Here is a 22,609-nt window from a genome sequence, read left to right as displayed (position 1 = left end):
TCCAGATGACAGATCAATCAGGGGTTACAGCGTCAGGAAGCCATCGTAGAGACCGTAGGCCGCCACCACGGCGCCCACGACCACTGCGGCGAAAATCAGCTTCTCGACGTTGGTGAAAACCGGTTGTCTGAGTTCCAGCTTGGCCTTGGCGAACAGGATTGCGCCGGGCGCATAAAGCAGGGCCGACAGCAGCAGGTACTTGACCCCGCCGGCGTACAACAACCACACCGCATAGATCAGGGCGATACCGCCGATGATCAGATCCTTGCGCCGCTCGGCGGCAAACCCTTCGTAGCTCTCGCCGCGCACCGCCAGCAGCAGGGCATAGGCCGCCGACCACAGGTAGGGCACCAGAATCATCGAGGTGGCGAGGTAGATCAGCGACAGGTACGTGCTGGCCGAGAACAGCGTGATGATGAGGAAAATCTGCACCATGGCATTGGTCAGCCACAGCGCGTTGACCGGCACGTGGTTGGCGTTTTCCTTGCGCAGGAACTCCGGCATGGTGTGGTCTTTGGCGGCGGCGAACATGATCTCCGCACACAGCAGCACCCATGACAGCAGCGCCCCCAGCAGCGAAATGATCAGACCGACGCTGATCAGCACCGCGCCCCAGTGCCCGACCACGTGTTCAAGCACGGCGGCCATCGACGGGTTCTGCAGTTTCGCCAGTTCCGGCTGGGTCATGATGCCCAGCGACAGCACGTTCACCAGCACCAGAAACAGCAGCACGGTGATGAAACCGATCACGGTGGCCTTGCCGACATCCGAACGTTTCTCGGCGCGGGCGGAGAAGATGCTCGCGCCTTCGATGCCGATGAACACCCAGACGGTGACCAGCATCATGTTGCGCACCTGGTTCATCACGCTGCCCAGATCCGGATTTTTTACGCCCCAGATGTCGGCGGTGAAGATGTCCAGTTTGAACGCGAAGATGGCGATCAGCACGAACAGCAGCAGCGGCACGACCTTGGCGACCGTGGTCACTAGGTTGATGAACGCCGCTTCTTTGATCCCGCGCAGCACCAGGAAGTGCACGCCCCACAGCAGCAAGGACGCGCCGATCACCGCCGCCGGCGTGTTGCCTTCGCCGAAGATCGGAAAGAAGTAGCCGAGGGTGCTGAACAGCAGAACGAAGTAGCCGACGTTGCCCAGCCAGGCGCTGATCCAGTAGCCCCAGGCAGACGAGAAACCCATGTAGTCGCCGAATCCGGCCTTGGCGTAGGCGTAGACCCCACCGTCCAGGTCAGGCTTGCGATTGGCGAGGGTCTGAAAGACGAAAGCGAGGGTGAGCATGCCGACGGCGGTGATGGCCCAGCCGATCAGCACGGCACCGACGTCGGCGCTGGCGGCCATGTTTTGTGGCAAAGAAAATATCCCGCCACCGATCATTGAACCGACTACCAGTGCAACCAGTGCACCGAGTCTTAGTTTTCCGGGCGCTTCAGACATTTGCATAACTCCATTGCAGGAAAGGAGAGCTCACAGCCTAGTACCGTTGTCTGTTCGAATAGCTGACTTGGATCAGTGCATGGCTACATTCCATTGTTAATGAATGACTTATCCACCCGTTGCGGGCATAACGCTGTGCTCTGAAAGGCCCGTGACAGAGCCTTTTCGCTAATGCAATTGGGAATAGCTATTAATGCTTTCGAACTATGACGCTAGTTGCTTTTGCGGGTTTGGCAAATGTCCGTCATCTGTTTTCAGTACAGAATCGAATTATCAGGATCAGCGCACAAAACTGACTTAACGTGCTACGCGTTATCGTCATCCGCTATATATAAATGTGTTTGCCTATGCATTACCTGATAAACGTCATCTACTCTTAGGCTTTTAGTCAGCTGTTGTTACAAATAAATAACAGCGGCTTGTTCAAGGAGATCTGCATGTCGCAACCGACGCAAAAGCTGCGCCTTGGTGCGTTGATCGCTCTGGTGGTGGGCTCGATGATCGGCGGGGGGATTTTCTCGTTGCCGCAGAACATGGCGGCGCGCGCCGATGCCGGGGCGATCCTGATTGGCTGGGGCATTACCGCGATCGGCATGCTGACCCTGGCCTTCGTCTTTCAGACGCTGGCCAATCGCAAACCGGAGCTGGACTCGGGCGTCTATGCCTATGCCAAGGCCGGGTTTGGCGATTACATGGGCTTTTCGTCGGCCTGGGGTTACTGGATCAGCGCCTGGCTGGGCAACGTCGGTTATTTCGTCTTGCTGTTCAGCACCCTCGGCTACTTCTTTCCGGTGTTCGGCCAGGGCAACACGCCGATCGCCATCGGCTGCGCCTCGGTACTGTTGTGGGCGGTGCACTTTCTGGTGATGCGCGGAATCAAGGAGGCGGCGCTGATCAACCAGTTGACCACAGTGGCCAAGGTCGTACCGCTGATCATGTTCATCGTCATCGCTGCCGTGGCGTTCAAGGCGGACGTCTTTACCCGCGACATCTGGGGCCGCAGCAACCCGAACTTCGGCGGGGTGATGGACCAGGTGCGCAACATGATGCTGGTCACCGTGTTCGTGTTCATCGGCATCGAAGGCGCCAGCGTCTACTCCGCCCGTGCCGAAAAACGCAGCGATGTCGGTCGCGCCACGGTGATCGGTTTCATCGGCGTGCTGGCGCTGCTGGTGCTGGTCAATGTGCTGTCGCTGGGGATCATGAGCCAGCCGGAACTGGCCAATCTGCAGAACCCTTCACTGGCGGCGGTGCTCGAACACATCGTCGGGCCGTGGGGCGCGTTGCTGATCAGCGTCGGGCTGGCGATTTCCCTGTTGGGCGCGTTGCTGTCGTGGGCTCTGCTGTGCGCAGAAATCCTCTTCGCCACGGCCAAGGACAAGACCATGCCGGCGTTCCTGAAGAAGGAAAACAACAATCACGTACCGGTCAACGCGTTGTGGCTGACTAACGCGATGATCCAGATTTTCCTGCTGATCACGCTGTTCTCGGCGGGTACTTACACCAGTCTGATCTATCTGGCGTCGTCGATGATTCTGGTGCCGTATCTGTGGTCGGCGGCGTACGCGGTGCTGCTCAGCGGGCGTGGCGAAACGTACGAACACGCCTCCGCCGAACGCACCAAGGATCTGCTGATTGGCGGCATCGCACTGATTTACGCGGTGTGGCTGTTGTACGCCGGCGGGGTGAAGTATCTGCTGCTGTCGGCGCTGTTGTACGCCCCCGGGGTGATTCTGTTTGCCAAGGCCAAGCATGAACAGGGCCAGCCGGTTTTTACCACGGTGGAGAAAGGGATTTTTGCCTGCGTGGTGATTGGCGCGGGGCTGGCGGCGTATGGGTTGTATAGCGGGGTGTTGGCGTTGTGATCTGAAAAGCAGCCCCTCACCCCAGCCCTATCCCGGAGGTAGAGGGGGCCGACCGGGGGATATTGGCGAATTACGCCGACGTGAAAGACCTTTACCGAATCCATAATCGACTGGTTTTTTCAGGTCGACGTATAGCGCAAGACACCTCGGTCGGCCCCCTCTCCCTCCGGGAGAGGGCTGGGGTGAGGGGCTTCTTCTAGAGCCACTGCGCAGAATGCGAGCCCAACTCCGTCGCCGGCAAATCCCACCGCACCGCCACCCCGCTGATCTGCACCGGCACGCGCAACCTCCGCGCCGGGCCCCACGCTGTGTGCTCAAGCGCCGAATCCTGATCCTGCACATCTTCGCCACGCAATGCTTCATCCGATCCCTGGCCATGCTCGACCAACAGCTTCGCCGTGCGCGCCAGCGACAGCCGCGCCGAACCCCCGCGACCTTTGGCCAGGCGTTCAGTCAGCAGCCTGATCGCACTCGCCGCCATCAGATACCCGGTCGCATGATCCATCGCCTGCACTGGCAACGGCGTCGGTTTATCGCTGTGCTTCCAGCGCTGTCCGGCCTCGGCGATGCCGCTGCTCATCTGCACCAGGCTGTCGAAGCCCCTGCGGTTCTGCCACGGGCCGCTCCAGCCGTAGGCGTTGAGGCAGACATCGATCAGACCGGGTGCCAGTTGTCGACGGCGCTCAACACCAAAGCCGAGGTGTTCCAGAGCGTCGGCACGATAGCCGTGCAGCAGGATGTCGGCGTCTTGCAACAAACCTTCGAACACTGCGCGATCCGCTGGAGTCTGCAGGTCCAGCCGCGCGCAATGTTTGCCGACGGTCATCTCCGGAACCACGCCGGGTTCGTTCCAGCTCGGCGGATCGATGCGCAGCACATTGGCGCCCAGCCCGGCGAGCAAGCGGCTGGCGGTGGGGCCGGCGAGCACGCGGGTCAGATCGAGCACCTTGATCCCGGCCAGTGGTCGCGCGATCGAACCTTGCCATTCGGCGCGGTGTTCGTCTGTCTGCGCAATGAAATGCACCAACGGCTCAGCATTCACTGCCAGCCCTTGCGGGTGCTGCTGCCACTGCGCCCAACTGCGCATTTCAGCGGCGCAACCCTGGGCGTCGACCACCGCTTGTTCCAGATCCGTACTTGCCCATTGCGCAACTTTCGCCGCCATTGCTGCACGGTCGGCGCAGGCGCCAAGCACCCGTTCAGCGGCGGCGCGGTGATGCGGGGCGTTGGTGTGCAGGCGGATCCAGCCGTCCCGGGTGGCATAGTCGCCGGCGACCGGATCCCACAGCGGCGGCACTTGCCAGCCGATCGGGCGCAGCGAGGTGGAGAACCAGAACGAGGCCAGACGTCGGTCGACCGCAACGGCGGGCATGTCACCGGTCTGCTGGTGGAGCAATTCGCTGACCGCTTGCCCGGCAGCGGCGATGCTGGCGCAGGCCAGCTCGGTGACCGCGAACGCCGAGGGCAGCGCGCCGTCACCGTTGAAGGGGATTGGCGTGCGCGGCAGGTCGAGTGCGGTCTGGATGGACGTAAGCAGATCAGTCATCGAAGCCCTCCTGAGCGAGAGGGGGATGATAGTGCAAAAAAATCGCGGTTTAGATGAAACCAGGATGTGAACCCGTTCCCTGTGGGAGCGAGCCTGCTCGCGAAGGCGTCGTGTCAGTCAACACTGATTTTGGATATGACGACCTCTTCGCGAGCAGGCTCGCTCCCACAGGGATTTATGCTGGATTGTTACACGCGGAACTGATCCATCAATTTCATCTGCTGGCTCGCCAGGCTGTTGAGCTGGCTGCTGATCGCCGCTGATTCCGTGGCTTGTTCGGTCAGGGTTTCGGTCACGGTGCGAATCGCCGAGACGTTGCGGTTGACCTCTTCGGCCACTGCGCTCTGCTCTTCGGCAGCACTGGCGATCTGCAGGTTCATGTCGCTGATCACCGTCACCGCGTCGCTGATCTTGCCCAGTGCATCGACCGCCTGGCGGATCTGCCCGGCGTTGTTGTGCGCCTGGGTCTGGCTCGAGTGCATGGTCGCGACCACGCCACGGGTGCCGGTCTGGATGCGCTCGATGACCACGCGGATTTCTTCCACCGAATCCTGCGTGCGCTTGGCCAGGTTGCGCACCTCGTCGGCGACCACGGCAAAACCGCGACCGCTTTCGCCGGCGCGGGCGGCTTCGATAGCAGCGTTGAGGGCCAGCAGGTTGGTCTGTTCGGCGATGCTGCGGATCACTTCCAGCACCGAGCCGATCTGCTCGCTGTTGACCGCCAGCGCTTCGACTTCGGTCACCGCTTTGCTGACTTCATCGGCCAGTTGATTGATGTCGCGGGTGCTGCGTTCGATGATCGCCATGCCGTCCTTGGCCGACTGGTCGGCACCTTTGGCCGCATTGGCGGCGTTCGAGGCACTGTTGGTGACATCGTGGGCGGTGGCGCTCATTTCGTTGGACGCGGTGGCGACCTGATCGATTTCGCGGAACTGCACCTGCATGCCTTCGCTGGTCTGCCGGGCAATTTCCGAAGACTGATCAGCCGTGCCACGGGCTTCGGTGATGCTCTGTTTGATCTGCGCGATGGTCGGCTGCAGCTTGTCGAGAAAGCGGTTGAACCAGTTCACCAACTCGCCCAGTTCGTCTTTCTTGCTGTAGTTCAGACGCTGGGTCAGATCGCCTTCGCCGCTGGCAATGTTCTTCAGCATTTCGGCGACACTGTTGATCGGACGGGTGACCCCGGAGGCGGTGAGCCAGATCAGCAGCAGGCCGACCAGACCGGCCACCACGGCGACCAGCAGAGCAGTGATCACGCCGGTTTCCTGCGCATCATCCAGCACCGCTTGCAGCTTCACCGAGTCAGCCAGCAGCACTTGTTTGGGCAGGTCAATGACCACGCCCCAGGCCCGCGAATTGCCGATCGGATCAACCGGGTAAACCGCGCGAATCAGCTCGCCCTGTTCAAGAATTTTCGCCGTGCCGCTGCCGACCAATTGCAATACGTCCTTGCCGTCAGCGCCGAGGGTGTCACTGATCTTTTTGCCGACCCGCGTCGCGTCAGCACTGTCGGCCGCCAGCACGCCGCTGCCGGAAACGATCAGCATATGCCCGGCGTTGTTGAACAGGCTGCGTTGCGAGTCGACGGCGGCGGCTTGCAGCGCGTCTAGGGCGATGTCGACACCGACCACGCCGATCGCTTTGCCGTCGACCATCACTGGCACGGAAATGGTCGTCATGAGCATTTCCTTGCCACCGACGGTGTCGGCATACGGGTCGAGCAGGCAGGTGCGCTTGTTGTCGCGAGGGCAGGTGTACCAACTGTTGTACGGCGTGCCGCTGACGCTGAGGGTGGTCTTGGTCAGGTCATCTTCGACCATGATCGTATTCAGCGCGGCGCCGGCGGCACGGCTCCAGTAGGAGGCGAAGCGCCCGGCCTCGTTGGACTGCCGCGCGGCGTCGTTGGCGAACTCGCTGTCCTTGCCGTCGAGGCCGTTGGGTTCGAAGGCCAGCCAGATACCGAGGACTTTATCGTTGCGCTCGAACGCGGTTTTCAGGCTCTGGTTCAACTCTTCACGAACCGCGCCTGGTTCGAGTGAACGCTTGGCCGCCATCGTCCGCAGATCCTTGATCTGGTCGGCGAGGGCGGTGACCACCAGCAGGCTTTCGCCAAAGGTTTTCTGCACCCGCACCGCTTGTTCGGCGGCCTTGGCCTGCAGCAGGTTCTGCACGCTGGCGGTGAGCAACTGGTTGCTGGATTGACTGACCAGTTCGTCGTTCTGGTTGGTCTGGTAGATGTTCATGCTGACAATCAGCGCCACCACTCCGAGCAGGCACAGGCCGGAGAGCAGGACGATTTTCAGGCGAATGGACAGAGCGTCGAACATGGGGCGATCTCGCGAATGAAATAGACAGGTGGCCTGGGCCGCAGCCCGGTTTGCCAAATCCATTCAGCGCCATTCAATGCTGATCGGCGTCGAGCGAGACGGCATGAGGCGCCCGCCGACGGACGGTCGCCGCTAAACGTTTGCGCAGGGGGAAGTGCTGAAAAATCTTTAATTACAGGGATGTTTCGCGACAGCAGCGGGCGCTTCCGGGCGCGACCAGATCCACAGATTGCCCAGGCCCATGCCGACCATTGCCAGATAAATCGGCCAGCCGTGATCGAGCAGCACCAGCATCAATGTTGCGCATAGCAGCATGCTCACGGTGGCACTGACCTTGGCCTTGCGCGCGATGATCTTGCCGTTGCGCCAGTTACTGAGGATCGGCCCGAACAGACGATGGTTTTCCAGCCAGGCACTCAGGCGTGGCGAACTGCGGGTCGCGGCCCACGCGGCAAGGAGGATGAACTCGGTGGTCGGCAGACCGGGCACGACGATGGCGATCAGGCCAATGCCGAGGCTGACATAGGCCAGCAGGGCGAACAGCAGACGGGCGAGTTTCGAAGAGGCAGGTGCGGGCATGGGCTCGAGGTGGCTTCTGGAGCGGAACGGGGATCTTACAGACTTACGCAGTCCCCTGTAGGAGTGAGCCTGCTCGCGATAGCAATGTATCAGTCGACATCGATGTTGAATGAAAGGACGCTATCGCGAGCAGGCTCACTCCTACAGAGGGAAATGGCGGTGTGTCAGGCAGGTTCGGCTTCTGTCGCATAAGCCCGTTCCAGCAGCACGGTGAAGCGGTTGAACGCGTCCAGTGCGCCTTGCTCCACTTCGGCCTCTTCCTCTGCCGTGAACGGCAACGCGTCGAGGGTGCGTACGAAGCTTTTCCAGCCCTCGGCGCGGCCACCTTGCGGTTCAGCCAAATGCCGGGCGCCGAAGGTTTCGCTCAAGTCGAGCGCCACGGCGCGCTTGATCAGGAACGCCGCGCCGAGCTTGGAGCCCTCCGACACGAAGATCCAGCCCAGCGCCCGCGCCTTGCTCGGGTTTTTCAGCGCGCCAGCCACTGGGGCCGGGACGTCGGTATCGAGGTCGGCGAGGTCAGCCTTGGCCGCTTCGGCGCGGCAACGGGCCGGCAGGTCAGGGACGATCGCAGTCAGTTCAGCGTCGTTGTACAGCTCGACCAGTTCCGCCTGGAACAGGTATTGCGCGACGACGAAACGGGCGAAGCTGGCGCGACTTTCGAACGGCGCGTGGGCTTTGACCAGCGCGTCGAGTTTGCTGTGCGGCTCATGGGTGATCTGGTTCAGGCGTTGCGAACGCAGGGCTTTTTCCGAGGCAGTCATGATGTGTCCTTGATAAATGAGGCGCTTGATAACAAGACGTACGGGCGGGCGCCGGACAGTAAAAAAACTCACTGCGCCGCTAAGCGCAGTGAGGCCGGGCCGATCAGATGTCCCAGATCAGATTGATCGCAAAGTTGCGCCCCGGTTGGGTCAGGCGATCGAGGTTGGCCGGTTGCGTCACCGAGGCTTCGCCGACGCTGTCGTAACCGCGCACGTCGTCCCACAGCCAGTATTTTTTGTCGGTGAGGTTGTAGATGCCGCCGCTGACGGTGACGTCGTCGCTGACTTTGTAATAGCCGGCCAGATCGAGAATGCCGAAGCCCGGGGTCTTGAACTGACTGCTGACGCCGTCCGGCGATTTGAAGTTGCTGTCGTCGACACGGTCCTTTTTCTTCACCACGGTCCAGCTCAGCAGGCTGCCATAGGTGTCCTGGTCGTAACCCAGGCCGAACACGCCGGTCAGTGGATTGACGCTGTTGATCGGTTCGCCGTTGTCGTTGTTGCGGCCGTAGGCGTAAGCGATCGAGCCCTGGGTATACAGGCCCTGCGGCGCACCGAATGCATCCAGGTTCAAACGACCTTTGACTTCCGCGCCCTTGATGGTGGCGCGCTTGATGTTGTTGCTCTGGAAGGTCAGCTGATCGTCACCCGGCTTGACTGCGTCTTCGTTGATGAAGTCGCGGTACTTGTTATAGAACACCGCGACGTCGAACGAACCCTGCTCGAAATTCCCGCGCAGGCCGGTTTCGAAGCCTTTGCTCTTTTCCGGCTCAAGGTCGGAGTTGGGCGCGACGGTGTAGCCGCTGGTGTTGTTCTCGAAACGCCCGTACAGCGCTTTCGCCGTCGGCGTGCGGAAGCCTTCGGCGTACTGGCCGTACCAGGTGTAGTGTTCCGTCAGCGCATAGGTCAGGCCGAATTTCGGCGAGACTTTGTGCCAGGTCTTGTTCTTGTCGCTGACCGTGCCCTGGCCGTCGGCGTTTACGGTGTTGAGGAACTCCTCAGTGATGTGCGGCTTGAGCTGGGTGTAGTCGTAGCGCAGACCCGGCAGGAAGGTCCAGTCGTTCCAACTGATCTGATCCTGGGCAAACAGGCTGTAGGTGTTGATGGTCGGATCGGGGAAGTCGCTGGCCTTGGCCAGCACGTCCGCCGCGCTGGTCGCGCCAATCGCCGTGCAGCCGCGACCGACTGCCAGGCATGAGCCGTCGCCGCTGCGCGAGCCGGTGACTTTCTGCTGCTTGATCGTGGTGCCGTAAGTCAGCAGATGATCGGTATCACCGATGGCGAAAGCCTTGTCCAGTTGCGCGTCGAACACCCACTGTTTTTCCTGGTAGATCGTGTCGCGGGTACGCAGCACCCTGCGGGTCATCGGGAAGTAATCCTCTTCGGTGCTCTGGTCGGTCTTGGCGATCTGGTGATTGAGGCTCCACTTCACGTTATCTGCCAGCAGGCTGTCGAGGGCGAACGAATGGTCGATGCCGAAACGCTCGCGGGTGATGGTGTCGTTGCCAGTGCGCCACTGGTACATGCCGCCAGGCAGTACGCTGTCGGGGATGGTCGGGGCGCCGTTGAAGTACGGGCCGCCGTAGGCACTTTTCTGATCGGTGTCGCGGTCGTCCTTGTACTTTTCGTAGGTCAGGCCCAGGCGGGAATCGTCGTTGTAGTTCCAGCCGAGCTTGGCCAGCACGTTGGTCGCACGGACGTCTTCCGGGTTCGCCGCGGTGCGCGCAAGGCCAGTGCCGTTGTGGCTGCCGAAGGATTCGGTTTCGTGGCCGTCGCGCTGACTGTAATGCAGCAGACCGTCGAACTCACCGCTGCGCCCGGCGACGGTGGCGGATTTCAGCCAGCTGTCGTCGGCGGAGCTGTAACCGCTTTTCAAACGTGCGCCGACATCCTTGCCCGGTTTGATGATGTCGTCGGCGTCCAGCGTGTAATAGCTGACCGCGCCGCCGATGGCGTTGCTGCCGTACAGCACCGAGGCCGGGCCGCGGAGGATTTCCACGCGCTTGACGATTTCCGGGTCGACGTAATTGCGCTGGCTCTTGGCGTACGGACCGTTGAAGAAACCGTTGGGGATTTCCACGCCGTCGACCTGGGTCAGGATGCGGTCGCCGTCGATACCACGAATGTTATAGCCGCTGATGCCGCCACGCTGACCGGCACCGCCAACGGAAACGCCCGGCTCGTAGCGCACCAGATCCTTGATGGTGTTGACGTTGTTGCGGTCGAGCTCTTGGCGATCCTGCACGCTGACTGTCGAAGGCACGCTGTTGACCGACTGTTCCTGACGCGTCGCGCTGATCGTCACCTGATCGAGATTCAGCGTTCCGCTGCTGCCGCGTTTTTCCAGCACGACGTTGTTGCTGCTCAGCTTGCGGAAGCTCAGGTTGGTCCCCACCAACAGGCGCTCGAGGGCTTTCTCCGGTGGCAGCGAACCGCGCACGCCGGGCGACGAAACGTTCTGACCCAGCTCTGCCGGCAAGCCGACCTGCCAACCGGTCACGGCGGTAAAGGCATTCAGCGCTGAAACCAGCGGTTGCTGGCCGATGGCGAACGCGTAGTCGCCCATGTTGCGCGCCGGTTGCTCGGTGGCTGCGAGCAGCGGCGCGGTGCCGGCCATGAGAATCGCCGCAGTCAGCAGCGACAGTACGCGGGAAGGGGAGGAAGTCTGGCGGGTAAGGCGTGAGGACATCGATAGCGCTCCGTGTCGCACGAATCTTTATAGGTGCTGATCGGCATGGTTAGATGCGAATCAATTGCATTGGCTATAACGAGACGTACTGCTGTTGGCTATCGAGTAAAAATAATTCTCATTCAGTTCAAGATCACCAGCGCGGGGAATTCCTGCAGGCGTGCCGAGGTGATGTGGGCGAGGGAGCGCACCACGTCGAGCGGCTGGTCGAGACGGTAATTGCCGGTGACGGCGACGTCGGCCAGTTGTTCGTTGTTGTTGATGATCCAGCCCGGGTAGTAGCGGCGCAGCTCGGCCAGCACCTGATTGAGCGGACAGTTCTCGAACACCAGACGGCCTTCAATCCACGCCAGATCCGCATTGGCGTCGAGCTTGGCCGGACGATCAAATCCGTTGGGACCGATCCGAATGCTTTCCCCGGCACGCAAGCGCACGCGGGCATCGTTGTGGGTGGCGCGCAGATCGACATCGCCACGCTGCACATTCACCAGCGCGACCCCGTCGAGGTAGCGCACGGCGAATGCGGTGTCGTGCACACTGGCCGTTACCGGCCCCGCATCGATCTCCAGCGGCTGATTGCGCCCGCTGGCGATCTCGAAAAACGCCTCGCCCTGAAACAGTCGGGCCACGCGTTGCTGGTCATTGATGGTGCTGGAGAATGCCGAATTGGTGTTGAGCAGCACTTTCGAGCCGTCCTCCAATTGCAGGCGCTGGCGCTCGCCGACCACGGTCAGGTGATCGGCCTGCAGGCGCATCGGCAGGTTGCTGAAACTGAACAGACCGAGGATCAACACCGCAGCGCTGGCCAGCGGTTTCCAGTGCGGACGCAGACGTTGCAGGACAGTGACTTTCGCCGGTTTCGCTGCCAGGGCCTGGGCGCACAGCACCACTTGCGGGCCATCCCAGATCGCCTGGGCCTTGGCGAAAACTTCGGCATTCAACGGATCCGCCGCCAGCCAGGCATGAAATTGCCGGGTCTGTTCCTCGTCCGGGCTGCCGAGCACGATGAGCCAGTCCAGCGCCTGGTCCATTGCTGCTGCAGCGTCCCGCGCCGAATCGGGCGAAGGCGGGCGGTGGGTGTCCGTCACGGTGGTTCCTCAAGGCTTCTGGCGAAGCAGTTTCCAGCTTCAAGCTGCAAGCTGCAAGCCGGAGTGCGTTACTGCTTTTTGTTTTTACTTGCAGCTTGCAGCTTATATCTTGCCGCTGCCTTCATGTCGTTGTGCGACGCCGATGCAGATCGACATGATCAGTTTCAGTTCTTTCTGCACGGTGCTCAGCGACACGTTCAGTTCGTCGGCGATTTCCTGATAGCTGTGCCCGTGCAGGCGACTGAGGATGAAGATCTGCTGCTGGCGCGGGCTGAGTTGACTGAGGCTCACGTTCAAACGCTCCAGCAGTTGTTCGGCATGGGCGGCGTCTTCGGCGCTGCTGGCCGGTGCGGCTATGCTCTGCACCACGTCCTGCGGCACGTCATCGACCATGGTTCGCGCATGGATCTTACGCGCACGCAAATGGTCCAGTGCCAGGTTACGCGCGGTCTGGAAGACAAAGGGTTCAAGGTGATCGATGGCCCGCTCGCTCAACGCCCGGGTCACGCGCAGGTAAGTCTCCTGCAACAGGTCCTCAGCGGTGCTGTGATTGTTGACCATCCGTTCCAGCGTGCGCAGCAGGGAAGTGCGCTGGGCGAGGAAGACGTGGTTGAAGCGCGATTGACTCACGGGAGGACCTGATCCATTTCGAGCGAATGATAATGCTTATCATCTGACTGAATGGTCAAGTGCTGATTTCATCGATTGCAATGCATGTCCCTGTGGGAGCGAGCCTGCTCGCGAAGGCGTCGTGTCAGTCAATCCATATCGACTGGCAGAAAGCTTTCGCGAGCAGGCTCGCTCCCACAGGTTTGGGGATACCCGCAATTATTCCGCGTTACACAACGCCAGGCAGTTATCCAGCATGCGGTTGGAGAAGCCCCATTCGTTGTCGTACCAGGCCAGCACCTTGAGCAACTTGCCGCTGACTTTGGTGTGGTTGGCGTCGAAGATCGACGACAGCGGGTTGTGGTTGAAATCGCTGGAAACCAGCGGCAAGGTGTTGTAACCGAGGATTTTCGAATGCTGGCTGGCCGCTTTCAGCAGGGCGTTGACTTCGTCGGCGCTGGCTTCTTTCTTCAGTTGCACGGTGAGGTCGACCAGCGACACGTTGATCACCGGTACGCGCACGGCCATGCCGGTCAGTTTGCCGGCCAGTTCCGGCAGCACCAGGCCCACCGCTTCGGCTGCGCCGGTCTTGCTCGGGATCATGTTCTGCGTCGCCGAACGGGCGCGGTACGGGTCGCTGTGATAGACGTCGGTGAGGTTCTGGTCGTTGGTGTAGGCGTGGATGGTGGTCATCAGACCGCTCTCGATGCCCAGCTCGCGATGCAGCACCTGCGCCACTGGCGCGAGGCAGTTGGTGGTGCACGAAGCGTTGGAGATGATCTGGTGCGACTGGCGCAGAATGTCGTGGTTGACGCCGTACACGACAGTGGCGTCGGCGCCTTTGGCCGGGGCCGAGATGATCACTTTGCGGGCGCCGGCGCTGATGTGCGCGGCGGCTTTGGCACGGTCGGTGAACAGACCGGTGCATTCGAAGACCACGTCGATCTTTTCCGCGGCCCATGGCAGGTCGGCCGGGTTGCGAATGGCGCTGACCGCGATGCGGTCGCCATTGACCGTCAGGCTTTCGTTATCGTGGGCCACTTCGGCGTCGAACGTGCCGTGGACGGTGTCATATTTGAGCAGATGGGCATTGATCGAACTGTCACCCAGATCGTTGATCGCGACGATCTGCAGGTCTTGACGATAGCCTTGGGTATACAGTGCGCGCAGGACATTACGGCCGATGCGGCCAAAACCATTGATTGCGATTCGAAGAGTCATGGAACAGCGCCGCCGTCGTTTTGTTGTTGGAATTACAAGATTATTCGCATAAAAATAGAAAACAAGCCTTTTTAGTGGCAATATTTTGTTTTATCTACAACGAGTGACCTGAATCAACTGGTCCGAATGGTCAAAAAAGCCGTCTGTCATTCCAACAACAACGGCGTTTGACCAGCATAGACAATCAGGTCGCCACATCCGTTAGCCTGGAGTTCTACACATGCATCCCCGCGTTCTTGAGGTCACCGAACGGCTTATCGCCCGCAGCCGCGCCACGCGTCAGGCTTACCTTGCATTGATTCGCGGCGCTGCCACCGACGGCCCGATGCGCGGCAAGCTGCAATGCGCCAACTTCGCCCACGGCGTGGCCGGGTGCGGCACGGAAGACAAGCACAGCCTGCGGATGATGAACTCGGCAAACATCGCCATTGTGTCTTCGTATAACGACATGCTTTCGGCGCATCAGCCATACGAAGTTTTCCCACAACAGATCAAGAACGCCCTGCGCGAGATCGGCTCGGTCGGCCAGTTCGCCGGCGGCACTCCGGCGATGTGTGACGGCGTGACCCAGGGCGAGCCGGGCATGGAGCTGAGCCTGCCAAGTCGCGAAGTGATCGCCATGTCGACCGCCGTGGCGCTGTCGCACAACATGTTCGACGGTGCGCTGATGCTCGGCATCTGCGACAAGATTGTTCCGGGCCTGATGATGGGCTCGCTGCGCTTCGGTCATTTGCCAACGATCTTTGTCCCGGGCGGGCCGATGGTTTCGGGGATTTCCAACAAGGAAAAAGCCGACGTCCGCCAGAAGTACGCCGAAGGCAAGGCCACCCGTGAAGAGCTGCTGGAATCGGAGATGAAGTCCTACCACAGCCCGGGCACCTGCACGTTCTACGGCACCGCCAACACCAATCAGTTGCTGATGGAAGTCATGGGCCTGCACTTGCCGGGCGCGTCTTTCGTCAACCCGAACACACCGCTGCGCGACGCGCTGACCCGCGAAGCCGCGCATCAGGTCACGCGCCTGACCAAGCAGAACGGCAACTTCATGCCGATCGGCGAAATCGTCGACGAGAAGGCACTGGTCAACTCCATCGTTGCCCTGCACGCCACTGGCGGCTCGACCAACCACACCCTGCACATGCCGGCCATCGCCATGGCCGCGGGCATTCAACTGACCTGGCAAGACATGGCCGACCTCTCCGAAGTCGTGCCGACTCTGAGCCACGTCTACCCGAACGGCAAAGCTGACATCAATCACTTCCAGGCCGCCGGCGGCATGTCGTTCCTGATTCGCGAACTGCTCGGCGCCGGTCTGCTGCACGAAGACGTCAACACCGTGCTCGGTCATGGCCTGAGCCAGTACACCAAGGAACCGTTCCTCGATAACGGTGAGCTGGTCTGGCGCGAAGGCCCGACTGACAGCCTCGACGAAAACATCCTCCGTCCGGTGTCCCGTGCGTTCTCGCAAGAAGGCGGACTGCGGGTGATGGAAGGCAATCTCGGTCGCGGCGTGATGAAAGTGTCTGCCGTCGCGCTGGAAAACCAGATCGTCGAAGCACCGGCGATGGTCTTCCAGGATCAGCAGGATCTGGCCGATGCGTTCAAGGCCGGTCTGCTGGAGAAGGATTTTGTCGCGGTGATGCGCTTCCAGGGCCCGCGTTCCAACGGCATGCCGGAGCTGCACAAGATGACGCCGTTCCTCGGCGTGCTGCAGGATCGCGGCTTCAAAGTCGCGCTGGTCACTGACGGGCGCATGTCCGGCGCGTCAGGGAAAATCCCGGCGGCGATTCACGTCAGCCCCGAAGCTTATGTCGGTGGTGCTTTGGCGCGGGTGCAAGAGGGCGATATCATCCGCGTCGATGGCGTCAAAGGCACCTTGGAACTGAAGGTCGACGCCGCCGAATTTGCAGCGCGCGAACCTGCCAAGGGCCTGTTGGGCAACAACATTGGCAGCGGCCGCGAGCTGTTTGGCTTCATGCGCATGGCCTTCAGCTCGGCGGAGCAGGGCGCCAGCGCCTTCACTTCTGCCCTGGAGACGCTTAATTGAAACTGGCTTTGGTCGGTGACATCGGAGGCACCAACGCGCGTTTCGCGTTGTGGCAAAACCAGCAACTGCAATCGGTTCAGGTGCTGGCCACGGCCGACTTCGCCACGCCGGAAGAGGCGATCGGCCTGTACCTGAGCGGGCTTGGCCTGGCGCCGGGTTCAATCGGTTCGGTGTGCCTGTCGGTGGCGGGACCGGTGAGCGGCGACGAATTCAAGTTCACCAACAATCACTGGCGGCTGAGTCGCAGCGCGTTCTGCAAGACCTTGCAGGTCGACCAATTGTTGCTGACCAACGACTTCTCGGCGATGGCACTGGGCATGACTCGTTTGCAGCCGGGCGAATTCCGCGTGGTCTGCGAAGGCACGCCGGAGCCGTTGCGCCCGGCGGTGGTGATCGGCCCGGGCACTGGCCTGGGTGTCGGCACCTTGCTCGATCTCGGCGAAGGTCGCTTTGCTGCGCTGCCGGGCGAGGGCGGCCACGTCGATCTGCCACTGAGCAGCCCGCGGGAAACGCAATTGTGGCAGCACATCCACAACGAGATCGGCCATGTCAGCGCGGAAACCGCATTGAGCGGCGGCGGCCTGCCGCGGCTGTACCGGGCGATCTGTGCGGTGGATGGCCATGAGCCGACGCTCGAGACGCCGGAAGCCATCACTGCCGCCGGTCTTGCCGGTGACCCGATTGCTCTGGAAGTGCTCGAGCAGTTCTGCTGCTGGCTCGGTCGCGTCGCCGGTAACAACGTGCTCACCACCGGCGCGCGCGGCGGCGTGTTTATCGTCGGTGGGGTGATTCCACGCTTCGCCGATTTCTTCCTCGAAAGCGGCTTCGCTCGCTGCTTCGCCGACAAGGGCTGCATGAGCGACTACTTCAAAGGCATCCCGGTGTGGCTGGTGACGGCACCGTATTCCGGCCTGGTGGGCGCCGGCGTCGCGCTGGATCAAGCAACTCGACCCTGAAATACGGTCAACTGTAGGAGTGAGCCTGCTCGCGATAGCGGTACATCAGTCAACGAATCCGTTGTATGTGAAACCGCTATCGCGAGCAGGCTCGCTCCCACAGTGGTTTTGTGGTGTTTGTAAAATCAGCGCTTAAGGCATAATCCGCCCCAACTCCAACAACAAGGATGCCTTCGAAGTGAGCTCAGTCAACAAGTCGATATTGTTGGTCGATGACGACCAGGAAATACGCGAGTTGCTGGAAACCTACCTGACCCGCGCCGGGTTTCAGGTGCGGGCCACCGCCGATGGCGCCGGTTTTCGTCAGGCGCTCAACGAGGCGCCGAGCGATCTGGTGATCCTCGATGTCATGCTGCCCGACGAAGACGGCTTCAGCCTGTGCCGTTGGGTACGTCAGCATCCGCGTCAGGCGCAGGTGCCGATCATCATGCTGACCGCCAGTTCCGACGAAGCCGACCGCGTGATCGGTCTCGAACTCGGCGCCGATGACTACCTCGGCAAACCGTTCAGCCCGCGCGAACTGCAAGCGCGAATCAAGGCTTTGCTGCGCCGTGCGCAATTCGCCCACGAACGCAGCGGCAGCGAAGTGCTGGCCTTTGACGACTGGCGCCTGGACACGGTCAGCCATCGGCTGTTCCACACTGACGGTGAAGAGGTGATCCTCTCCGGCGCCGATTTCGCCCTGCTGAAACTGTTCCTCGATCACCCGCAGCAAATCCTCGACCGCGACACCATCGGCAACGCCACCCGTGGCCGCGATCTGATGCCGCTCGATCGCATCGTCGACATGGCCGTCAGCCGTTTGCGCCAACGCCTGCGCGACACTGAAAAACCGCCACGGCTGATCCGCACCGTGCGTGGCAGCGGTTACCAGTTGGCAGCCAATGTGGTTGCCGGCAATGCTCACTGAGTCACTGCGCAAGTTCGCCAACCGCATTCCGGTGCCGCGTTCGCTGCTCGGGCGGATGTTGCTGCTGACCCTGCTGGCGGTGCTGTTCGCACAGACGCTGTCGAGTGTGATCTGGGTTTCGCAGTTGCGCGCCACCCAGCTCGAAGGCCTGGTCACCAGCGCCCGCAGCCTGGCCCATTCGATGACCGCCAGCGTCAGTTATTTCCGTTCCTTGCCGGTGGCCTATCGACCGCTGGTGCTCGATCAATTGCGCAGCATGGGCGGCACCCGGTTTGTCGTGACCCTCAACGACAAGCCCTTGGGCATGGACGTGCTGCCAGTGACGCCGCGCAAGGCCGCGGTGATGCAAGCGGTGGATGAAGTGCTGCGCCAGTCGCTGGGCCATGATACGGATATTTCGGTGACCTTTGTCAGTCCCGAAGACCTGCGCATTTTCAACGCCGGACTGAAACTCGATGAATTGCCGCGCTCCTGGGCGCATTACGCGTTGACGCTTGAACCGGTGAATCCGCCGGTGCTGGTCACTCAAATTCAGATGGCCCCGGGCGAGTGGTTGTACATCGCCTCGTTGCTGCCCGAGCCCTACACCAGTCTCGAAGAGCAAGGCCTGCCGGCGCAGCAGGTGTGGTTCATCGTCCTGACCAGCGGCTTTCTGTTGTTGTTCATCGGCCTGCTGGTGCACTGGCAGAGCCGGCCGCTCAAGCGTCTGGCGCGGGCAGCGCGGGATCTGTCGCTGGGCGCCGACGTCGAGCCAGTGGCGGAGGGCGGCGGCAGTGAAGTGGTCGAAGTCGGGCGCGCGTTCAACACCATGCGCGAACGCATCAGCCGCTACCTGACCGAGCGCAGCCAGTTGTTCAGCGCGATTTCCCACGACTTGCGCACGCCGATCACCCGCTTGCGTTTGCGCGTCGAGCTGCTCGAGGACGAACAGCTGCAAGCCAAGTTCGGCCGCGATCTGGATGAGCTGGAGCTGCTGGTCAAAGGCGCGTTGCAATGCGTGAAAGACACCGACATCCACGAGAACATCGAGCCGGTGGATCTCAACCATGTCCTCGATTGTCTGGTCGAGCCGTACCTGGCGCCGAATGGCAACGGTCGCGTAACCCAGCATGGGCGCGCGCTGTCGGCGTATCCGGGCAAGCCGCTGGCGCTCAAGCGCTGCATCGGCAACCTGATCGACAACGCCTTGAAATACGGACAGAACGCGCACCTGCACATCGATGACGATGACAGCGCGTTCGTCTTGCACGTCGACGATGAAGGCCCGGGCGTGCCGCAGCAACGGTTGGAGCAGGTGTTCGAACCCCACTTCCGCCTGGCGGGGCAGCAGCATGGCTACGGACTCGGTCTGGGTATTGCGCGCAACATTGCCCATAGCCATGGCGGTGAGGTGACGCTGCAGAACCTGCGTGAAGGCGGGTTGCGGGTGACGTTGCAGTTGCCGCGGTCTGTGGATTAATCCCGAAAAGCCCCTCACCCTGGCCCTCTCCCGGAGGGAGAGGGGGACCGATTGGGGGATATTTGAGGGATACGCCGACCTGAACGTGCGATGTCGAATCCAGAGTCGATCCGGTGCATTGCCCAATCCATAATCGACTCGATGGTTCAGGTCGACGGAGAGCGCAAGACGCCTCGGTCGGCCCCCTCTCCCTCCGGGAGAGGGCTGGGGTGAGGATGCTTTTGTTCTTTTAGTGTCACAAGCCAGTGACAAACCCCGCCCCCTTCGTTACAAGCCCGCCCCGGCCCGTTGTTTAGACTGCCCGCAGTCCTAACAACAAAAAAGGGTCACTCCATGGACACCTTTCACCCAGACTTCAGCAGTTGGCTGAATGCCCCTGGTCATCAGCAGTGGCTCGCCGCCGAAGGCCTGCGTCTGCTGGATTTTGCCAAGGCCTCGAAGCTGCCAGAAGGTTTCGGCAATCTCGACGAGCGCGGCCGTCTGCCGGCGCACGCGCAAGCCGAAACCATGAACACCGCGCGCATGACCCACAGCTTCGCCATGGCCCACATTCATGGGCTGCCGGGGTTCGCCGAGCTGATCGATCACGGCATCGCCGCCCTGCGCGGGCCGCTGCGTGATGCGCTGCATGGCGGCTGGTTTGCGGTTGCCCAGCATCGCGACGACAACACCGGCAAGAACGCCTACCTGCACGCCTTTGTCGCGCTCGCCGCCAGCTCTGCCGTGGTCGCGCAACGGCCCGGCGCCCAGGCTTTGCTCGATGACGCGATCGACATCATCGACACTTATTTCTGGAGCGAAGAAGAGGGCGCCATGCGCGAATTCTTCAATCGCGACTGGAGCGAAGAAGAAGCCTATCGCGGCGCCAACAGCAACATGCACGCGACCGAAGCATTCCTCGCGCTGGCCGATGTCACCGAAGATCCGCGCTGGCTGGTGCGCGCTCAGCGCATCGTTGAGCGGGTGATCCACGGTCACGCGGCGGCCAATGATTACATGGTCATCGAACACTTCGACCGTGACTGGCAGCCGCTGCGCGAATACAACCACGACAATCCTGCTGACGGTTTCCGTCCGTATGGCACCACGCCGGGCCACGGTTTCGAGTGGGCACGATTGCTTCTGCACCTCGAAGCCGCGCGGGGGCAGGCGGGTATGCTCACGCCGGGCTGGCTGGCCCTTGATGCGCAAAAGCTGTTTGAAAACAATTGCCGTCACGGCTGGGATGTCGATGGTGCGCCGGGCATCGTCTACACCCTCGACTGGGATAACCAGGCCGTCGTTCGCCATCGCCTGCACTGGACGCATGCCGAAGCCAGCGCCGCCGCCAGTGCCTTGCTCAAACGCACCGGCGACGCGCAATACGAAACCTGGTACCGACTGTTCTGGGAATTCTGTGAGACGAATTTCATCGACCGCTGCAACGGCAGCTGGCACCACGAACTCAATCCACAGAATGTGCCCAGCGCCGATATCTGGCCGGGCAAGCCCGATCTGTATCACGCCTGGCAGGCTGTGCTGATTCCGCGGTTGCCGCTGGCGCCGAGCATGGCCACGGCTTTGGCGCGGTTATCTCAGCCTGTTCCTGTGTAACCATGTCGTGACATTTACGCGTCCCTTCGTTACCTGCGAAGCGAAACGCTCTGTTTAAACTCCGTGCAGCGCAAGCACCAGACTTGCAATGCATAACAACAAGAAAGGTACATCTCGAATGAATGCGATTTCTCGCCTCGCTACTGTCATTTCTGTCGCCTCCCTGTTCCCGCTCGCAATCCTGCCGCTCAGTGTCTCCGCTGCCGACTCCAAAGGTTCGGTCGAAGTCGTGCACTGGTGGACCTCCGGTGGTGAAAAAGCCGCCGTCGATGTGCTCAAGGCCCAAGTCGAAAAAGACGGTTTCACCTGGAAGGACGGCGCTGTCGCCGGTGGTGGCGGTGCGACTGCCATGACCGTGCTGAAGAGCCGCGCCGTCGCCGGCAACCCGCCTGGCGTTGCGCAGATCAAAGGTCCGGACATCCAGGAATGGGCGTCGACCGGCCTGCTCGACACCGACGTTTTGAAAGACGTCGCCAAGTCGGAAAAGTGGGACAGCCTGCTCGACAAGAAAGTCTCCGATACCGTGAAGTACGACGGTGATTACGTGGCCGTGCCGGTGAACATTCACCGTGTGAACTGGCTGTGGATCAACCCGGAAGTCTTCAAGAAAGCCGGCATCACCAAGAATCCAACCACCCTCGAAGAGTTCTACGCCGCCGGCGACAAGCTGAAAGCCGCGGGCTTCATTCCGCTGGCCCACGGCGGTCAGCCTTGGCAGGACAGCACCGTGTTCGAAGCCGTGGTGCTCTCGGTCATGGGCGTGGATGGCTACAAGAAAGCCCTGGTCGATCTCGACAACAAGGCGCTGACCGGCCCGGAAATGGTCAAGGCGCTCACCGAGCTGAAGAAAGTCGCGACCTACATGGACGCTGACGGCAAAGGCCAGGACTGGAACCTCGAAGCGGCCAAGGTCATCAACGGCAAGGCCGGCATGCAGATCATGGGTGACTGGGCCAAGTCCGAATGGACCGCCGCCAAGAAAGTCGCCGGCAAGGACTACGAGTGCGTAGCGTTCCCGGGCACCGACAAGGCGTTCACCTACAACATCGACTCGCTGGCCGTGTTCAAGCAGAAGGACGCAGGCACTGCGGCCGGTCAGCAGGACATCGCCAAAGTCGTGCTGGGTGAGAACTTCCAGAAAGTCTTCAGCATCAACAAAGGCTCGATTCCGGTGCGCAACGACATGTTGAACAACATGGACAAGCTCGGCTTCGATTCCTGCGCACAGACCGCTGCCAAGGACTTCCTCGCGGACGCCAAGTCCGGCGGCCTGCAACCAAGCATGGCGCACAACATGGCAACCACGCTGGCGGTGCAGGGCGCGTTCTTTGACGTAGTCACCAACTACATCAACGACCCGAAAGCCGACCCGGCCGATGCCGCGAAGAAATTGGGCGCGGCAGTTCAGTCGGCCAAGTAATGCTTGGCCCCTGTAGGAGTGAGCCTGCTCGCGATAGCAATCTGTCAGCCACCGTCTGAGTGACTGACACACCGCAATCGCGAGCAG

Annotated in this window: 16 protein-coding genes and 1 pseudogene; 7 read left to right on the top strand and 10 right to left on the bottom strand. The window is 61.3% G+C overall.

Annotated elements, in window-relative coordinates; genetic code table 11:
• Positions 1–24 precede the first annotated feature (24 nt).
• Positions 25–1,452: an arginine-ornithine antiporter gene (gene arcD / locus QRN33_RS00510; protein WP_042607274.1), complete on the bottom strand. Its 1,428-nt coding sequence runs from the start codon at positions 1,450–1,452 to the stop codon at positions 25–27.
• Positions 1,453–1,889: 437 nt separating this feature from the next.
• Between arcD (QRN33_RS00510) and arcD (QRN33_RS00505) the strand changes: the two genes are divergently transcribed.
• Entirely contained in the window at positions 1,890–3,317 is a 1,428-nt protein-coding gene (arcD, locus tag QRN33_RS00505; RefSeq protein ID WP_285405986.1) for an arginine-ornithine antiporter, read from the top strand.
• Between the two features lie 196 nt (positions 3,318–3,513).
• Here the strand turns inward: arcD (QRN33_RS00505) and QRN33_RS00500 are convergent, their stop codons facing one another.
• From QRN33_RS00500 to gap, 9 genes and pseudogenes are all read right to left on the bottom strand, one after another.
• Positions 3,514–4,863 (bottom strand): CoA transferase, encoded by a 1,350-nt coding sequence (locus QRN33_RS00500; protein ID WP_285405983.1) that lies wholly within the window; start codon positions 4,861–4,863, stop codon positions 3,514–3,516.
• Positions 4,864–5,051: 188 nt separating this feature from the next.
• Positions 5,052–5,807 carry a methyl-accepting chemotaxis protein gene (locus tag QRN33_RS26655; protein WP_502944969.1) on the bottom strand — a complete coding sequence of 252 codons (756 nt, stop codon included), beginning with the start codon at positions 5,805–5,807 and terminating at the stop codon, positions 5,052–5,054.
• 102 nt (positions 5,808–5,909) lie between these two features.
• Positions 5,910–6,917, bottom strand: a pseudogene (locus QRN33_RS26650) (methyl-accepting chemotaxis protein); the annotation flags it as partial.
• Positions 6,918–7,358: 441 nt separating this feature from the next.
• Complete coding sequence (locus QRN33_RS00485) at positions 7,359–7,769, bottom strand: YbaN family protein (RefSeq protein ID WP_227972947.1); 411 nt, start codon at positions 7,767–7,769, stop codon at positions 7,359–7,361.
• A gap of 164 nt (positions 7,770–7,933) precedes the next feature.
• The gene (locus QRN33_RS00480; RefSeq protein WP_252874977.1) at positions 7,934–8,530 is read right to left on the bottom strand and encodes a biliverdin-producing heme oxygenase; all 597 of its coding nucleotides are present in this window, start codon (positions 8,528–8,530) and stop codon (positions 7,934–7,936) included.
• Positions 8,531–8,633: 103 nt separating this feature from the next.
• Positions 8,634–11,219 (bottom strand): TonB-dependent receptor, encoded by a 2,586-nt coding sequence (locus QRN33_RS00475; RefSeq protein WP_285405977.1) that lies wholly within the window; start codon positions 11,217–11,219, stop codon positions 8,634–8,636.
• A gap of 122 nt (positions 11,220–11,341) precedes the next feature.
• Positions 11,342–12,307: a FecR family protein gene (locus QRN33_RS00470; protein ID WP_116658599.1), complete on the bottom strand. Its 966-nt coding sequence runs from the start codon at positions 12,305–12,307 to the stop codon at positions 11,342–11,344.
• 102 nt (positions 12,308–12,409) lie between these two features.
• A complete protein-coding gene (locus QRN33_RS00465; protein WP_285405974.1) occupies positions 12,410–12,937 on the bottom strand; it encodes an RNA polymerase sigma factor in 528 nt (175 codons plus the stop codon).
• Positions 12,938–13,135: 198 nt separating this feature from the next.
• Positions 13,136–14,137: a type I glyceraldehyde-3-phosphate dehydrogenase gene (gene gap, locus QRN33_RS00460; protein ID WP_016773526.1), complete on the bottom strand. Its 1,002-nt coding sequence runs from the start codon at positions 14,135–14,137 to the stop codon at positions 13,136–13,138.
• 220 nt (positions 14,138–14,357) lie between these two features.
• On the opposite strand from gap, the gene edd reads away from it, so the two are divergent.
• From edd to QRN33_RS00430, 6 genes are all read left to right on the top strand, one after another.
• Positions 14,358–16,184, top strand: coding sequence for a phosphogluconate dehydratase (edd, locus tag QRN33_RS00455; protein ID WP_016773527.1), 1,827 nt, complete (start codon positions 14,358–14,360; stop codon positions 16,182–16,184).
• The gene (locus QRN33_RS00450) at positions 16,181–17,140 is read left to right on the top strand and encodes a glucokinase (protein WP_065616738.1); all 960 of its coding nucleotides are present in this window, start codon (positions 16,181–16,183) and stop codon (positions 17,138–17,140) included. Before edd ends, QRN33_RS00450 begins: the two co-directional genes overlap by 4 nt.
• 178 nt (positions 17,141–17,318) lie before the next feature.
• The gene (locus QRN33_RS00445) at positions 17,319–18,050 is read left to right on the top strand and encodes a response regulator (RefSeq protein ID WP_039758123.1); all 732 of its coding nucleotides are present in this window, start codon (positions 17,319–17,321) and stop codon (positions 18,048–18,050) included.
• Complete coding sequence (locus QRN33_RS00440; protein WP_285405971.1) at positions 18,040–19,509, top strand: ATP-binding protein; 1,470 nt, start codon at positions 18,040–18,042, stop codon at positions 19,507–19,509. Before QRN33_RS00445 ends, QRN33_RS00440 begins: the two co-directional genes overlap by 11 nt.
• Before the next feature lie 333 nt (positions 19,510–19,842).
• Positions 19,843–21,102: a D-mannose isomerase gene (locus tag QRN33_RS00435; RefSeq protein WP_285405970.1), complete on the top strand. Its 1,260-nt coding sequence runs from the start codon at positions 19,843–19,845 to the stop codon at positions 21,100–21,102.
• A 118-nt stretch (positions 21,103–21,220) separates the two neighbouring features.
• Positions 21,221–22,522, top strand: a complete 1,302-nt coding sequence (locus QRN33_RS00430; RefSeq protein ID WP_024014061.1) for an ABC transporter substrate-binding protein — start codon at positions 21,221–21,223, stop codon at positions 22,520–22,522.
• Positions 22,523–22,609 lie beyond the last annotated feature (87 nt).

It is taken from the genome of Pseudomonas sp. FR229a (assembly GCF_030209115.1).
Lineage (GTDB): Bacteria > Pseudomonadota > Gammaproteobacteria > Pseudomonadales > Pseudomonadaceae > Aquipseudomonas > Aquipseudomonas moraviensis_A.
The sequence above is the reverse complement of the archived record's forward strand: the minus strand, read 5'-3'. Positions and strand labels throughout refer to the sequence as shown.

What these genes read in the sequence shown, in the direction of transcription:
- gap (WP_016773526.1), bottom strand. Translation starts at nt 14,137, where the DNA reads ATGACTCTTCGAATCGCAATCAATGGTTTTGGCCGCATCGGCCGTAAT.
- QRN33_RS00500 (WP_285405983.1), bottom strand. Translation starts at nt 4,863, where the DNA reads ATGACTGATCTGCTTACGTCCATCCAGACCGCACTCGACCTGCCGCGC.
- QRN33_RS00475 (WP_285405977.1), bottom strand. Translation starts at nt 11,219, where the DNA reads ATGTCCTCACGCCTTACCCGCCAGACTTCCTCCCCTTCCCGCGTACTG.
- edd (WP_016773527.1), top strand. Translation starts at nt 14,358, where the DNA reads ATGCATCCCCGCGTTCTTGAGGTCACCGAACGGCTTATCGCCCGCAGC.
- QRN33_RS00440 (WP_285405971.1), top strand. Translation starts at nt 18,040, where the DNA reads ATGCTCACTGAGTCACTGCGCAAGTTCGCCAACCGCATTCCGGTGCCG.
- QRN33_RS26655 (WP_502944969.1), bottom strand. Translation starts at nt 5,807, where the DNA reads ATGCAGGTGCAGTTCCGCGAAATCGATCAGGTCGCCACCGCGTCCAAC.
- arcD (WP_285405986.1), top strand. Translation starts at nt 1,890, where the DNA reads ATGTCGCAACCGACGCAAAAGCTGCGCCTTGGTGCGTTGATCGCTCTG.
- QRN33_RS00480 (WP_252874977.1), bottom strand. Translation starts at nt 8,530, where the DNA reads ATGACTGCCTCGGAAAAAGCCCTGCGTTCGCAACGCCTGAACCAGATC.
- QRN33_RS00435 (WP_285405970.1), top strand. Translation starts at nt 19,843, where the DNA reads ATGGACACCTTTCACCCAGACTTCAGCAGTTGGCTGAATGCCCCTGGT.
- arcD (WP_042607274.1), bottom strand. Translation starts at nt 1,452, where the DNA reads ATGTCTGAAGCGCCCGGAAAACTAAGACTCGGTGCACTGGTTGCACTG.
- QRN33_RS00430 (WP_024014061.1), top strand. Translation starts at nt 21,221, where the DNA reads ATGAATGCGATTTCTCGCCTCGCTACTGTCATTTCTGTCGCCTCCCTG.
- QRN33_RS00485 (WP_227972947.1), bottom strand. Translation starts at nt 7,769, where the DNA reads ATGCCCGCACCTGCCTCTTCGAAACTCGCCCGTCTGCTGTTCGCCCTG.